General features: G+C 39.9%; 14 protein-coding genes. 12 read left to right on the top strand and 2 right to left on the bottom strand.

Annotation, left to right across the window (positions count from 1 at the left end):
• Nucleotides 1-26: 26 nt before the first annotated feature.
• Nucleotides 27-308 carry an ATP-dependent Clp protease adaptor ClpS gene (locus ACFSR6_RS12085; RefSeq protein WP_183768439.1) on the top strand — a complete coding sequence of 94 codons (282 nt, stop codon included), beginning with the start codon at nucleotides 27-29 and terminating at the stop codon, nucleotides 306-308.
• Between the two features lie 118 nt (nucleotides 309-426).
• Here the strand turns inward: ACFSR6_RS12085 and ACFSR6_RS12080 are convergent, their stop codons facing one another.
• Together ACFSR6_RS12080 and rsmA are read right to left on the bottom strand one after the other, a co-directional pair.
• Nucleotides 427-1,026 (bottom strand): thioredoxin family protein, encoded by a 600-nt coding sequence (locus ACFSR6_RS12080; protein ID WP_379079136.1) that lies wholly within the window; start codon nucleotides 1,024-1,026, stop codon nucleotides 427-429.
• Between the two features lie 570 nt (nucleotides 1,027-1,596).
• Entirely contained in the window at nucleotides 1,597-2,382 is a 786-nt protein-coding gene (gene rsmA / locus ACFSR6_RS12075; RefSeq protein WP_379079133.1) for a 16S rRNA (adenine(1518)-N(6)/adenine(1519)-N(6))-dimethyltransferase RsmA, read from the bottom strand.
• A 195-nt stretch (nucleotides 2,383-2,577) separates the two neighbouring features.
• Between rsmA and pdxA the strand changes: the two genes are divergently transcribed.
• From pdxA to ACFSR6_RS12020, 11 genes are all read left to right on the top strand, one after another.
• Nucleotides 2,578-3,657 (top strand): 4-hydroxythreonine-4-phosphate dehydrogenase PdxA, encoded by a 1,080-nt coding sequence (gene pdxA / locus ACFSR6_RS12070; protein ID WP_379079130.1) that lies wholly within the window; start codon nucleotides 2,578-2,580, stop codon nucleotides 3,655-3,657.
• A 316-nt stretch (nucleotides 3,658-3,973) separates the two neighbouring features.
• On the top strand, nucleotides 3,974-4,819 hold the full coding sequence (locus ACFSR6_RS12065) for a sulfurtransferase (protein ID WP_379079127.1): 846 nt from the start codon (nucleotides 3,974-3,976) through the stop codon (nucleotides 4,817-4,819).
• A 218-nt stretch (nucleotides 4,820-5,037) separates the two neighbouring features.
• Nucleotides 5,038-5,568, top strand: coding sequence for a YceD family protein (locus tag ACFSR6_RS12060; RefSeq protein ID WP_183767582.1), 531 nt, complete (start codon nucleotides 5,038-5,040; stop codon nucleotides 5,566-5,568).
• Nucleotides 5,569-5,583: 15 nt separating this feature from the next.
• Nucleotides 5,584-5,775 (top strand): 50S ribosomal protein L32, encoded by a 192-nt coding sequence (gene rpmF, locus ACFSR6_RS12055; protein WP_025143959.1) that lies wholly within the window; start codon nucleotides 5,584-5,586, stop codon nucleotides 5,773-5,775.
• Nucleotides 5,776-5,875: 100 nt separating this feature from the next.
• Entirely contained in the window at nucleotides 5,876-6,814 is a 939-nt protein-coding gene (gene plsX, locus ACFSR6_RS12050; RefSeq protein WP_379079124.1) for a phosphate acyltransferase PlsX, read from the top strand.
• 18 nt (nucleotides 6,815-6,832) lie between these two features.
• Nucleotides 6,833-7,831, top strand: a complete 999-nt coding sequence (locus tag ACFSR6_RS12045; protein WP_183767578.1) for a beta-ketoacyl-ACP synthase III — start codon at nucleotides 6,833-6,835, stop codon at nucleotides 7,829-7,831.
• A gap of 96 nt (nucleotides 7,832-7,927) precedes the next feature.
• Nucleotides 7,928-8,404 (top strand): acetyl-CoA carboxylase biotin carboxyl carrier protein, encoded by a 477-nt coding sequence (gene accB, locus ACFSR6_RS12040; RefSeq protein ID WP_343523504.1) that lies wholly within the window; start codon nucleotides 7,928-7,930, stop codon nucleotides 8,402-8,404.
• 255 nt (nucleotides 8,405-8,659) lie between these two features.
• Nucleotides 8,660-10,000 (top strand): acetyl-CoA carboxylase biotin carboxylase subunit, encoded by a 1,341-nt coding sequence (gene accC / locus ACFSR6_RS12035; RefSeq protein WP_183767574.1) that lies wholly within the window; start codon nucleotides 8,660-8,662, stop codon nucleotides 9,998-10,000.
• Between the two features lie 70 nt (nucleotides 10,001-10,070).
• The gene (gene tatC / locus ACFSR6_RS12030) at nucleotides 10,071-10,952 is read left to right on the top strand and encodes a twin-arginine translocase subunit TatC (protein WP_379079121.1); all 882 of its coding nucleotides are present in this window, start codon (nucleotides 10,071-10,073) and stop codon (nucleotides 10,950-10,952) included.
• 45 nt (nucleotides 10,953-10,997) lie between these two features.
• On the top strand, nucleotides 10,998-11,435 hold the full coding sequence (rpiB, locus tag ACFSR6_RS12025; RefSeq protein ID WP_379079118.1) for a ribose 5-phosphate isomerase B: 438 nt from the start codon (nucleotides 10,998-11,000) through the stop codon (nucleotides 11,433-11,435).
• A 27-nt stretch (nucleotides 11,436-11,462) separates the two neighbouring features.
• The gene (locus ACFSR6_RS12020; RefSeq protein ID WP_379079116.1) at nucleotides 11,463-13,097 is read left to right on the top strand and encodes a M28 family peptidase; all 1,635 of its coding nucleotides are present in this window, start codon (nucleotides 11,463-11,465) and stop codon (nucleotides 13,095-13,097) included.
• Nucleotides 13,098-13,134: the final 37 nt, after the last annotated feature.

Genomic DNA, 13,134 nt, shown 5'->3' with positions numbered 1-13,134 from the left:
TACATAAAAATAGTTATTTTTGCACCATGTCTACAGAAACCAAAGAAGAGACCTTTACGCTCGAAGAGATTTTAACTTCCCTTAAAACTGTACATCGCCTTATTTTGTGGAATGATGATATCAATACCTTTGATCATGTGATTTATTGCATGATGAAATACTTGGATTATAACGAATCGCAGGCCGAAAAAATTGCATGGAAAGTGCATAATGAGGGTAAATGCCCAGTTTTAGAAGGATCTTTTACCGAAATGGAAGTATACCGCAAAATTTTACAGCAAGAAGGGCTGACTGTTACTGTTGATTAAACCAGAGCTGCTTTTATTTTGTCTTAACGTCATGCTGAATTCATTTCAGCAACTAATAAGAAGCAGCCCCCGAAACAAATTCGGGTTGTTAACAACTGCCTAAAATGAAACGACAAGATTATCTCTCCAACCCCTTCAAAAGATCATTTAATCCCTGCTGTGTGGTTTGCGTTTTATCTTTGGCATACCATCCGTGAAGTTTTTCTGCCAAAATTGGCATTTCGGTAATTTCTTTTCTCCATTCCTTTAAAAGTTCCTGCAAAACTTGTGGTCTTGGACCCCAGGTTGCCAAAACTTGATCAGCAGATTGATTCAATATAATTAAAACAGGAATTGCCCTTCCACCGTTGGTTAAATGCGCATCAATTAATGGCAGATTTTTATCTCTAAGCACAAATCTTAGGTCAATTTTACCTAATGATGCAACCGCAATTTTATTAAACACCGGAACAATCTGGGCTGCATCGCCACACCATCCTTCAGTGATTACCAAAAATTTATAATTTTCCTTAAGGCGACCAATGCTTGAAGTCAAATCATCATTTAAGCTAATTGTTTTATCCACGCGATTCATCCTTTGTACATTCATTTTTGTATAGTGCAAATCGTAGGTTACATCACCAGTAGCCTTTCCCTCTAGCAGAAGTTGATCAATCAATGCGCGGTATGTTTGATAATCCATTCCTTGTTCGCTGAAAATTTCGCTGTAATTAACCATGATGTTTAAAATTATGTCGCAAAGGAAAGGAGAAATTCAATGAAAATCATCACGGATTTGCAAGAAAACACAAGCGGCTGATTGCTGCCAGAAAGCACCGAATGCTCATTTCCTGACGGTATTTCGTCCGGTAAGACACCAACCGATAGGCAAAAAGCTTTATAGTATGTGGAGACATGAACCATGGCTACGGGGGATAAAATCATGTTTAATTTTGGAGCGCTCTGCTTGTACAATACACCCAGTTCCTTCCCGTTTTACGCTTATACGCTTCGCTGCCTCGTGCCTCGTTGCTGCAGGGTAACGCTTCAACCGGGGCTAGGTGGCCAAAACAGCATTCCATCTTTATGGCTACAGGGTGCAGAAACCTTTGTTAATAAACCTGATTGAGCGGAATAGCCCGCATCCCGATTTTTCATCGGGAGAGGACTATAAGTGAAAGCGGGACTGCACACCACCAAGCACTACTGAAAGCTCATTTTCAAATTCTGTTTTGGCCGGCAAACACCCACCGATAGAATAACCCGCACCCGATGATGTTTCGTGCCTTTCAGCTTGACAAAAAAGTCGCTAAGCTCCCATCAACTTACTCACATGCTGCGTTAAGGCTACAAAATCGGCAACAGTTAACTGCTCAGCACGCTTTTCGAAATAAATATGATCGTCCATTTTATCTTTTGGCATCACCGCAGAAACGGCATTGCGCAGGGTTTTTCTACGTTGGTTGAAACCAGCCTTAACTACACGCCAAAACAATTTTTCATCACAGTCTAAAGTCTCCACTTCGTTCCGCGTTAAGCGGATCACTGCTGAATGTACTTTTGGCGGCGGATTAAACGTTCCGGGTTTAACGGTCATCAGGTATTCGATTTTATAATAAGCCTGAAGAAATACGCTTAAAATACCATATTCTTTACTGCCTGCAGGTGCAGCACAACGTTGGGCCACTTCTTTTTGGAACATTCCCACCATTTCTACCACTTTATGGCGGTTATCTAAAATTTTAAATAAAATCTGTGAAGAAATATTGTATGGGAAATTACCAATAATGGCAAATTGACCCGGAAAAACATCATTAAAATTGAGTTTCAAAAAATCGCCATTAATCAGACGATCGCCAAGCTCCGGATATTTCTCATTTAAAAAATGGTAAGATTCGGTATCGATATCGATCAGGTAAGTTTCAAGATCTTTCCGTTGCAACAAAAAATCGGATAGGATGCCCATTCCCGGCCCTACCTCTAAAACCTGGTGGTATTTATCGGTACTAACCAAGGCCTCAACAATACGGTTGGCAATGCCCTTATCGGTTAAAAAATGCTGACCTAAATGCTTTTTTGCTTTTACTAAACTCATCTTTACACTTTATTTTGCCACGGGGGCACTGAAATCACAGAAAAACTTTTACGAAGAAAGGGGGAAACCCGATCCCATCTCCTTGCACACCTTGTTTCTGTGGTTACTCTATTTTGTACAAAATAACTAATTTTTATCCGGTAAGCACCTCTTTAAACGAAAATCAGTAATTTGCGCTAAAATTTTCCAGTAATTATGAGCAATAAACTTAAAATTGGCATCAGTATAGGCGACGTAAACGGTATAGGTTTAGAGGTAATTATTAAAACATTATCAAATCCTGCCATTTTAAATTACTGTACACCAATTGTTTATGGCCACACAAAGGTTTCTTCTTTTCACAGAAAGGCAAACAGCCTTGGCGATTTTAGCTTTAACGTGATCAGCCACGCCAATCAGGCACAGGCAAAAAGAGCAAACATGATCAATTGCTGGGAAGAAGACGTGAAAATAGAACTGGGCCAGGTTACCGCAACGGGTGGTAAATATGCGCTTTTATCGTTAGAACGTGCTACTGCTGATCTGGTAAGTGGCGATATTGATGCCCTGGTTACTGCTCCGATCAATAAACACAACATTCAGTCAGAAACTTTTGCCTTTCCGGGCCATACCGAATACCTGCAGGAAAAAAGCGGCAGTAAAGATGTGCTGATGTTTTTGATCAGCGAAAATCTACGGGTAGGTGTTGTTACCGGCCATATTCCTATAAAAGATGTTCCTTCATCCATTACAAAAGAGAAAATAGTAAATAAATTAAAGCTGATCAACGAAAGTCTGAAAAAAGATTTTTGGATCGAAAAACCGAAAATTGCAGTTTTGGGCCTAAATCCACACGCCAGCGATAATGGTTTACTGGGTACTGAGGAAGCTGAAATTATTACCCCGGCTATTCAGGAAGCTTTTGACAAAGGCATTATTTGTTTTGGTCCATACCCTGCTGATGGCTTTTTCGGTAATGGCAGCTACAAGCAGTTCGATGCAGTTTTGGCCATGTACCACGACCAAGGTCTGATTCCTTTTAAAACATTAGCTTTCCATAATGGCGTAAACTATACCGCTGGTTTAAACTTCGTCCGCACCTCTCCCGATCATGGAACAGGTTATGATATTGCGGGTAAAGATTTAGCCGATCCGACTTCATTTACCGAAGCTTTATTTTCGGCCATCCACATTGTGAAAAACCGCAGGGAACAGGAAGAAATGTTAAAAAACCAGTTGCGTACGGGCGGAAAAGTAGTTGAAACACAGTTTGATATAAAAGACGACGCATCTTAAAAGGTGAAATATTAGCTTAAAGGCTAAAGTCGGAAGTCTGCAAATCCAAGGCCCAGGGACTGGATGTTAAAGACCAGACTCTAAGAAAAATCGTCATTCCGACGTAGCGAAGCACCATATCAACAGGATTGCCACTACTTTCGCATGGGTTGATTACCGTTAAAATTTTATCGCTAAATGGATTCGTATCTTTAAATAGCACTCTGACCATTAGACCGGTTTTCGGATTGACGGCTTTAACAGAAGAAAATGAATTAGGTGCTATTTCCAAAATCTCATATATTGCAAAAGCTTCGAGCCGAAACAAAATTAGCATATGAAAAATAAATTATCACCTATTATAAAACCCTCAGAATTAACCTGGTTAAACCAGGATGAAGAAATTGTAATCATAGATGCAAGTGCTGGCTCAAAAGCAAGGTATGATGAGCAACATTTAGCGGGTGCAATTTTTGCTGATGTAAATGAAGATTTAGCCAATATTGGCGATTTTGCAGCAGGCGGACGTCATCCTTTACCTACTTTTGATCAGTTTTCTACCGTTTTACAGAAACTCGGGATTACCAAACACAGCCATGTTATTGTTTACGATGATAAAAATGGCGGTAATGCAGCAGCAAGGTTGTGGTGGATGCTGAAAGCCATTGGTCATGAAAAAGTGCAGGTAATAGACGGCGGTTTCCAGGCGGCTGTTAAAGCAGGCTTCCCAACCACAGATAAAGTAGAAATTCCAAAATCTGTTGAAAAATACAAAATCGCAACCTGGAACTTACCCTTATCTGATATCAATGAAGTAGAAAAAGTGTCCGGAACTGACGATTATATCGTAATCGATGTGCGCGATGCTAACCGTTTTGCCGGTTTAACCGAACCTATTGATTTGATTGCCGGACATATTCCAGGCGCAGCCAATATTCCTTATACCGAAAACTTAGACACAACCGGCGCTTTCCTGGCCCCCGAAATATTGAAAGAAAAATATGCAGAGGCCCTGGCGCATGTGAAACCCGAAAATGTAATTGTACATTGCGGCTCTGGCATTACGGCATGCCATACCCTTTTGGCTATGGATTATGCAGGTTTGCCTATTCCTAAACTTTATGTTGGCTCTTGGAGCGAATGGAGCAGGAATAATAAGGAAATGGTATTGGCTGACCAGTAATTTTGCTAGTCGGGATACAAATCCTGACCAACTGAACCGTGGATTTGTAATCCACTCAAGGACTAAAAATCCCTTATCTAAAGTCGGGATTGCAAATCCCGACCAACCAGAACACCTATAAGATCTAAAAATCAAGAGTTAACATCAACAATTTTCAAAAAACATTTTTAATCTAATTTTTTTATCCCTACATTTGCAGGCTAAAATTTTACAGTACTTTGAACCCATTAAAACAATTTTCATTACCGTTTACCGGATTAAAATTGGGAACTCATCAGTTTGATTATGAGCTTGATGATCGCTTTTTTAATGCTTTTGAGTATTCGTTAATTAAAAGTGGAAATTTAAAAGTAGACCTGGAACTTGAGAAACAAGAAACCATGTTGCTTCTAAAATTCAAAGTTATGGGTACCGTAAATTTAGATTGCGATAAATGTTTATCTGAATTTCCGTTGCCGATAAATCTTTATGAAAGGCAGATTGTAAAGTTTGCTGAAGATGAGCTGGAGAGCGATAATGAGGAAATTATTACGCTAAGCCGTAAAGACACCGAGATTGATGTATCGGGGCCTTTATACGAAATGATTAATGTGGCTGTACCGTATATCAAAAACTGTGAACAGGCAGGTAAAGATTGCGACCAGGAGATGATTGACCGTTTAAATCAATTATCGATCGAAAAGCAGGCTGAAGAAAATGAACAAACAAGCGACCCACGTTGGGAAGCCCTTAATAAGTTAAAAAAATAATTAGATTATACACCAATGGCACATCCAAAACGGAAAATCTCGAAACAGAGAAAAAATAAAAGAAGAACACACTATAAAGCTGTTACTCCTTCTTTAGCAACATGCTCGGCAACAGGTGCTATTCACGTACCTCACCGTGCTTACAACGTTGATGGTAACCTATACTACAACGGCAAACTGGTTATCGAAAATACTCAGATTGGGTAATTTTCTTAAAAAATTGTTTGTGTTTTCAGCGGCTTTAGTCATACCTTAGTCCACTGAAAATTCAGGATTACACCTGACTCAACACAAACAGATTTTTTCTATGAAAATAGGCCTCGACATAATGGGCGGAGACTATGCTCCCAAGGCAATTGTTTTGGGAGCAATAGCAGCTCATCAATCGCTTAACGCCGGAGAGCATTTAGTTCTTATTGGCGATACTGAACAGATTAAACCCATTCTAGCAGAAGAAGGCTTTAATCCGGATCATTTTGAATACGTTCATACTGATGAAGTAATCGGTATGGGCGAACATCCCACCAAAGCAATCGTTCAGAAACCAAATTCGAGCATAGCAGTTGGTTTTAATCTTTTAAAAGAAGGTAAAATCGATTCTTTCGCAAGTGCTGGTAACTCTGGAGCCATGTTGGTTGGCGCAGTTTTTAGCGTTAAAACCATTCCGGGCATTATCCGCCCTTGTTTATGTACAATTCTTCCGAAAATTAAAGGTGGCACCGGCTTACTGTTGGATGTAGGTGCAAATGCCGACTGTAAACCCGATATTTTATTACAATTTGGCGTTTTAGGTAGTTTATATGCAGAAAATCTTTTGCAGATCAACACCCCAAAGGTGGCCCTGATGAATATCGGTGAGGAAGATGAAAAAGGAAATATGCTAAGCATGGCTACTTTCCCGTTAATGAAAGAAACCAACCTTTTCAACTTTGTTGGAAATGTGGAAGGAAGGGATTTATTTAATGATAAAGCCGACGTAATTGTGTGTGATGGTTTCACTGGAAATGTAATGTTAAAACTGGCAGAATCATTTTACGTGCTCACCATCAAAAAAGGGCTTAAAGATGAGTTCTTTGATCGTTTTAATTATGAACAGTATGGTGGAAGTCCGGTTTTGGGTGTCAATGCCCCTGTGGTTATCGGACATGGGATTTCCAGCCCATTAGCTGTTAAAAATATGGTTCTGCAATCGCGGGAAATGATTACAACCGGATTGGTAGAAAAAATTAGAATGGCATTTAAATAATTTATTAAAATTCTTAAAATGAGTAAAATTCACGCTGCTATCACAGCAGTAAATGGTTACGTTCCCGACTATGTGCTTACAAACGCAGAGTTAGAAACCATTGTTGACACTTCGGATGAATGGATTACCAGCAGAACGGGGATTAAAGAACGCAGAATTTTAAAAGGAGAAGGTTTAGGCACTTCAGATATGGCTGTTCATGCCGTAAATGGTTTACTTAAAAAGAGAGGAATTGATGCAAAGGAAATTGAACTGATTATCTTTTGCACCACTACTCCCGATTTTACTTTCCCTGCAACTGCTAACGTTTTAGCGGATAAAATTGGTGCAACCAATGCTTGGGGTTACGATTTACAGGCTGCCTGTTCAGGCTTTATTTTCGGCCTTTCAACAGGTGCATCATTTATCGAATCGGGCAGGCACAAAAAGGTATTGGTAGTTGGCGGCGATAAAATGTCGTCGATTATTAACTACGAAGACCGTACTACCTGCATTATTTTTGGTGATGGTTGCGGTTGTGCCCTGTTAGAACCAAACGAAGAAGGTTTAGGCGTTCAGGATTCGATTTTGAGAACCGATGGTTCAGGAAGAGATTTCTTAGGGATGAAAGCCGGTGGTTCTGTTAAACCAGCAACCCACGAAACTGTTGATGCTAAAGAGCATTTTGCACACCAGGAAGGCCCTACCGTATTTAAATTTGCGGTAACGAATATGGCCGATGTTGCTGCCGAAATTATGGAACGCAACAGCTTAACTGCTGAAGATGTAGCCTGGTTGGTACCTCATCAAGCCAATAAACGCATTATCGATGCCACTGCAAACCGCATGGGGGTTACTACCGATAAGGTGATGATCAATATCGAGCGTTATGGAAATACAACCAACGGAACTATTCCATTATGTTTATGGGAATGGGAAAGCAGATTGAAAAAAGGCGATAATATTATTCTAGCAGCCTTTGGTGGCGGTTTCACATGGGGATCGGTTTACCTTAAATGGGCATACGATACTAATTAGTTAGAAGCCTTTGACTACTCAGATAAAAAATAAAACAAAAAAAGTATAACTTAGTTAATTCAATAAACACTATTTTTTACATAACAAGCCTAAAAAATGGATATCAAACAAATACAGGAACTGATTAAATTTGTTTCTCGTTCTGGAGTAAATGAAGTTGCTATTGAGCAAGAAAACTTCAAAATCACGATCAAAACAAACCAAACACCAACAGTTGTTCATGCTACCGTGCCACAAGCTCCGCTTGTACAGGCTGCTGCCCCAGTTGCTACAGCTCCTACTGCTCCGGTTACTGCAACACCTGCCGTACCTGCCGCAGAAGACACTTCGAAATACCTAACAATTAAATCACCAATGATTGGTACCTTCTATCGTTCAGCTAGTCCGGAGAAACCAGTGTTTGTTAATGTTGGAGATGAGATTAGTGCAGGTAAAGTAGTTTGTATTATTGAAGCGATGAAACTTTTCAACGAAATCGAAAGTGAAGTTTCTGGCCGTATCGTTAAAATTCTGGTTGATAATGCATCACCTGTAGAATACGATCAACCGCTATTTTTAGTAGAACCTATTTAGAGATTAACGTTGCCCTGATCTGCAGCATAGCAAAAAGCTACAAGTAAACATATTTCAGGGGCTTCTTTTTAAACCGGATGCTGAGCTCAATTCATCATGACGGTTATTTTAAAGCATAGACGAAACGTAAAAAATATACATGGTTCGTGGTGACACGAACCATGGCATTTAATTTAAAAATTTGAATATATCGGCTTGTAATTCTCAGGTAATCTGTGTAACCACATCATCGGTGTAGTCATCAATTAAAAAATTATGTTTAAAAAAATACTTATTGCCAACAGGGGTGAAATCGCTTTGCGTATTATCCGTACCTGTAAGGAAATGGGCATCAAAACCGTTGCTGTTTACTCTACCGCAGATCGCGAGAGTTTACACGTACGTTTTGCTGATGAGGCTGTTTGTATTGGCCCTCCACCTAGTAAAGATTCTTATTTAAATATTCCAAATATTATTTCGGCAGCAGAATTAACCAATGCCGATGCCATACACCCGGGTTACGGTTTCCTATCGGAAAATGCCAAATTTTCAAATATCTGCCGTGAATATAACATCAAATTTATTGGTGCTACCCCTGAGCAGATCAACGATATGGGCGATAAAGCTTCTGCAAAGGCGACAATGAAAAATGCAGGTGTTCCAACTATCCCCGGATCAGAAGGTTTGCTTACCAGTGTTAAAGAAGGTATTGCAATTGCCAACGACATGGGCTATCCCGTTATCCTAAAAGCAACTGCCGGTGGTGGTGGCCGTGGTATGCGTGTGGTTTGGAAAGATGAAGATTTTGAAAATGCCTGGGACAGTGCCCGCCAGGAATCTGGTGCTGCATTTGGAAACGATGGCTTATATTTAGAAAAATACATCGAAGATCCACGCCATATCGAAATCCAGGTAATCGGAGATCAGTTTGGCAAAGCCTGTCACTTATCAGAACGCGATTGTTCAATTCAACGCCGTCACCAAAAACTGGTAGAAGAATCACCTTCTCCATTTATGACGGATGAGCTCCGCAAAAGAATGGGCGAAGCAGCAATTAAAGGTGCTATGGCCGTAAATTATGAAGGTGCAGGTACCATCGAATTTTTGGTTGATAAACACCGTAACTTCTACTTTATGGAAATGAATACCCGTATCCAGGTAGAACACCCGGTTACGGAAGAGGTGATCAACTTCGATTTAATTAAAGAACAGATTAAAGTTGCTGCCGGTATTCCGATTTCAGGCAAAAACTATACGCCAGAAATGCACGCAATTGAGTGCCGTATCAATGCCGAAGATCCGGCAAATAACTTCCGACCGTCACCAGGAAAAATTACGAATTTCCATTCACCGGGCGGTCATGGTGTTCGTGTAGATACACACGTTTATGCCGGTTATTCTATCCCTGCAAATTATGATTCTATGATTGCAAAGTTAATTTGCGTGGCCCAAACCCGCGAAGAAGCCATCTGCACCATGGAACGTGCTTTAAGCGAGTTTGTAATTGAAGGTATTAAAACCACTATTCCTTTCCATTTACAGTTGATGAAAGATCCTAACTTCAGGGCAGGGAATTTCACCACAAAATTTATGGAAACGTTTGAGTTTTCAGAATAATATAAACTATTTTTATATTTAACACGTAAATACCATTCTATTCAAATAGAATGGTATTTTTGTTTTCAACATGAGCGACAATAAAAAAACTTCACTTACCAAAGCAATCGGGCAAAAGAGCACCACTTTAGAGGCAGAAATGTCTTTTTTCGATCACCTGGATGTACTCCGTAAACATTTAATCAGAGCCGTAATTGCTATTGCCGTTTTTACCGGCATCGCTTTTTACTTCAATGAAGAAATCCTTGACAAAATCATTTTCGGCCCTAAAAAACCAGATTTTTGGACTTACCGTATGATGTGCAAACTGGTAGAGCACTTCCCTTCATTAGGCAAGGACATGTGTATCACCAAAATCAACGGCGAAATTATCAATACCGAAATGGCCGGCCAGTTTAACCTGCAGTTAAATGTTTGTGTAATGTGTGGTATTGTGGTAGGTTTTCCTTATTTACTGTGGGAAATCTGGCGTTTTGTTAAACCTGCCCTGCACGATAATGAGCGCAAATCGGCCAGTGGTTTTGTATTCTTCGCGTCACTATTATTTGTTATCGGTATCTTTTTCGGCTACTTTGTAGTTTGTCCGCTATCGGTTAATTTTTTAACTGGCTATACGGTGAGTTCTGAGATTAAAAATACTTTTACTGTCGATTCATACCTCTCATCTGTTGCCACTCTTACTTTAGGAACAGGGATTATTTTTGAGCTTCCGGTAATTATTTTCATTTTATCTAAGCTCGGTTTAATGACCCCTAAATTGATGCGGGCCAGCAGGCGCTATGCCACTGTAATTATCCTGATTATTGCAGCAATTGTTACCCCTACTCCAGACATTATGACGATGCTGATTGTGGCTACGCCTTTATTTTTATTGTATGAAGCCAGTATTTTTGTTTCGGCTTACATTGAAAGAAAGAAGAAAAAGGCTGAGGCAGCTTTCTATGCTAATTAACAAAAACATTACGAACAGAATTCATAATTCTCTATACATTTGACAATGTCTGATACAAAAATTAAAATTGCTATTGGCGCGGATCATGCCGGATTCGAATACAAAGAAATATTAAAAGATTTTTTACAGGATTACGAAGTAAAGGATTTCGGCACCTCTACCGCAGATTCAGTTGATTATCCTGATTTTGCGCACCCCGTTGCCAGTGCTGTTGAGAGTGGGGAATTTACCTATGGTATTTTACTTTGCGGCTCTGCTAATGGTGTGGCCATAACAGCAAACAAACATCAGGGCATTAGAGCAGGCTTATGCTGGGAAAATGAAGTAGCCTCTTTGGTACGTCAGCACAATAACGCTAATGTACTGTGTATCCCGGCACGTTTTGTTTCAGAAGATGAAGCAAAAAAAATTACCGAAACCTTTTTAACAACGGCATTTGAAGGCGGTCGCCATCAAGACCGGGTTGAAAAAATTTCGTGCTAAGCAGAAACTCAACTAACTATTATTATAATGAACAAAAAGTTTTTAACCCTTGGTTTGGCCACGCTTGTAACAGCAAGTTGTTTTGGCCAGGTTAAACCATTGCAGGCCAATAAAGACGCTATCAAGTTTAGCAAAGCCATTAACCCTGATAATGCCTATAAGCACCTTTCTGTGTTGGCTTCTGACGAATATGAAGGTCGCGAAACAGGAACCAAAGGCGCCTGGATGGCTGCCGATTATATCCGCGATTATTTTAAATCCATTGGTTTAAAAGGTCCGGTTGATGGTGGATATTTCCAGAAAATTAACCTGGTAAATGTTACTTTAAAAGAAAGCCATGTAACCGTTAACGGTCAGCCGAAAGAATATCAGAAAGATTATGTTGTTTCGCCAAGCTTAATCAGCGATAACGGTTTTACTTTTTCAACAGATCAAATCGTATTTATTGGTTACGGGATCAAAAAAGACAGCTACAACGACTTTGCCGGAACCGATATCAAAGGAAAAGTTGTAATGATGTTTAACGGTGGCGACCCAACCCTTAAACCTGGTACACGGATTGACAGAAAAGCTTACCGCGACATGTTAGAAAGCAGGGCAAAATATTTTGCCGAGAATAATGTTAAAGCCATTATCCTGATCGATCCGGGGGTGGATAGAATTACCGAAGACAGCAAACAATTTCAAAATAAAGGCCGTGTAATCGTCAAAACAAATGCTGCTATTGAGGCTCAAAAACAAAATGATATTCCACGTATTTCAATCTCTGTAGCCTTAGCAAACGACCTTTTAAAATCAAACAATACTACTGTAGCCGATTTACAAAAGAAAATTACCGAAAGCGTTACTCCTGCTTCGCAAATTGTGAATGTTCCTTTTTCAGCAAGTGCTGCCAAAAACGAAGTACCGGTTAGGTGCGAAAATGTTCTGGGTTATTTAGAAGGTTCTGATCCTGTTCTTAAAAAAGAAGTATTGATCTTAACTGGTCACTACGATCACATTGGTTTGGAAACAAATCCTAACGCGAAAGACAAAGTAAACAACGGTGCTGATGATGACGGATCGGGTACAACCGGCGTTTTATTGATGGCAAAAGCTTTTACCGATGCTAAAAAAGCTGGTAAAGGCCCTAAACGCAGTATCTTATTTATGACAGTGGTTGGTGAGGAAAAAGGCCTTTGGGGTTCTGAGTGGTACTCTGAGCATCCTGTTTTCCCTGTTGCCAATACCATTGCCGATTTAAATACCGACATGATTGGCCGTACGGGTGAAGAATATTTAGGCAAACCAGATTCGGCAAACTACATTTACTCGGTGGGTTCGAAAATGTTAAGCAGCGACCTGGCCAACATCAGCGAGCAGGTAAATGCTACCTATACCAAAATGAAACTGGATTACAAATACGACGATCCGAAAGATCCTGAACAGATTTATTATCGTTCAGACCACTATAACTTTGCCAAGTTAGGTATTCCGATTATTTTCTATTACGATGGAATGTTACAACAGGACTACCACAAACCGGGTGATGAAGTAAGTAAAATTAACTTCCCTTTATTGGCAAAAAGAGCCAAATTAACCTATTTTACTGCATGGGAGCTTGCCAACAGAGCTAAACGCCCGGTAGTAGACATGGATGGGAAAGGAAATCCGAAGAAATAATATTAAAAAAAGCCAAGCCTCAACGAAATGTTGGGGC

The organism is Pedobacter vanadiisoli, assembly GCF_042684385.1.
In the GTDB taxonomy this organism is placed as follows: Bacteria; Bacteroidota; Bacteroidia; order Sphingobacteriales; family Sphingobacteriaceae; genus Pedobacter; species Pedobacter vanadiisoli.
The sequence above is the reverse complement of the archived record's forward strand: the minus strand, read 5'-3'. Positions and strand labels throughout refer to the sequence as shown.

What these genes read in the sequence shown, in the direction of transcription:
- ACFSR6_RS12085 (WP_183768439.1), top strand. Translation starts at nt 27, where the DNA reads ATGTCTACAGAAACCAAAGAAGAGACCTTTACGCTCGAAGAGATTTTA.
- ACFSR6_RS12080 (WP_379079136.1), bottom strand. Translation starts at nt 1,026, where the DNA reads ATGGTTAATTACAGCGAAATTTTCAGCGAACAAGGAATGGATTATCAA.
- rsmA (WP_379079133.1), bottom strand. Translation starts at nt 2,382, where the DNA reads ATGAGTTTAGTAAAAGCAAAAAAGCATTTAGGTCAGCATTTTTTAACC.
- pdxA (WP_379079130.1), top strand. Translation starts at nt 2,578, where the DNA reads ATGAGCAATAAACTTAAAATTGGCATCAGTATAGGCGACGTAAACGGT.
- ACFSR6_RS12065 (WP_379079127.1), top strand. Translation starts at nt 3,974, where the DNA reads ATGAAAAATAAATTATCACCTATTATAAAACCCTCAGAATTAACCTGG.
- rpmF (WP_025143959.1), top strand. Translation starts at nt 5,584, where the DNA reads ATGGCACATCCAAAACGGAAAATCTCGAAACAGAGAAAAAATAAAAGA.
- plsX (WP_379079124.1), top strand. Translation starts at nt 5,876, where the DNA reads ATGAAAATAGGCCTCGACATAATGGGCGGAGACTATGCTCCCAAGGCA.
- ACFSR6_RS12045 (WP_183767578.1), top strand. Translation starts at nt 6,833, where the DNA reads ATGAGTAAAATTCACGCTGCTATCACAGCAGTAAATGGTTACGTTCCC.
- accB (WP_343523504.1), top strand. Translation starts at nt 7,928, where the DNA reads ATGGATATCAAACAAATACAGGAACTGATTAAATTTGTTTCTCGTTCT.
- accC (WP_183767574.1), top strand. Translation starts at nt 8,660, where the DNA reads ATGTTTAAAAAAATACTTATTGCCAACAGGGGTGAAATCGCTTTGCGT.
- tatC (WP_379079121.1), top strand. Translation starts at nt 10,071, where the DNA reads ATGAGCGACAATAAAAAAACTTCACTTACCAAAGCAATCGGGCAAAAG.
- rpiB (WP_379079118.1), top strand. Translation starts at nt 10,998, where the DNA reads ATGTCTGATACAAAAATTAAAATTGCTATTGGCGCGGATCATGCCGGA.
- ACFSR6_RS12020 (WP_379079116.1), top strand. Translation starts at nt 11,463, where the DNA reads ATGAACAAAAAGTTTTTAACCCTTGGTTTGGCCACGCTTGTAACAGCA.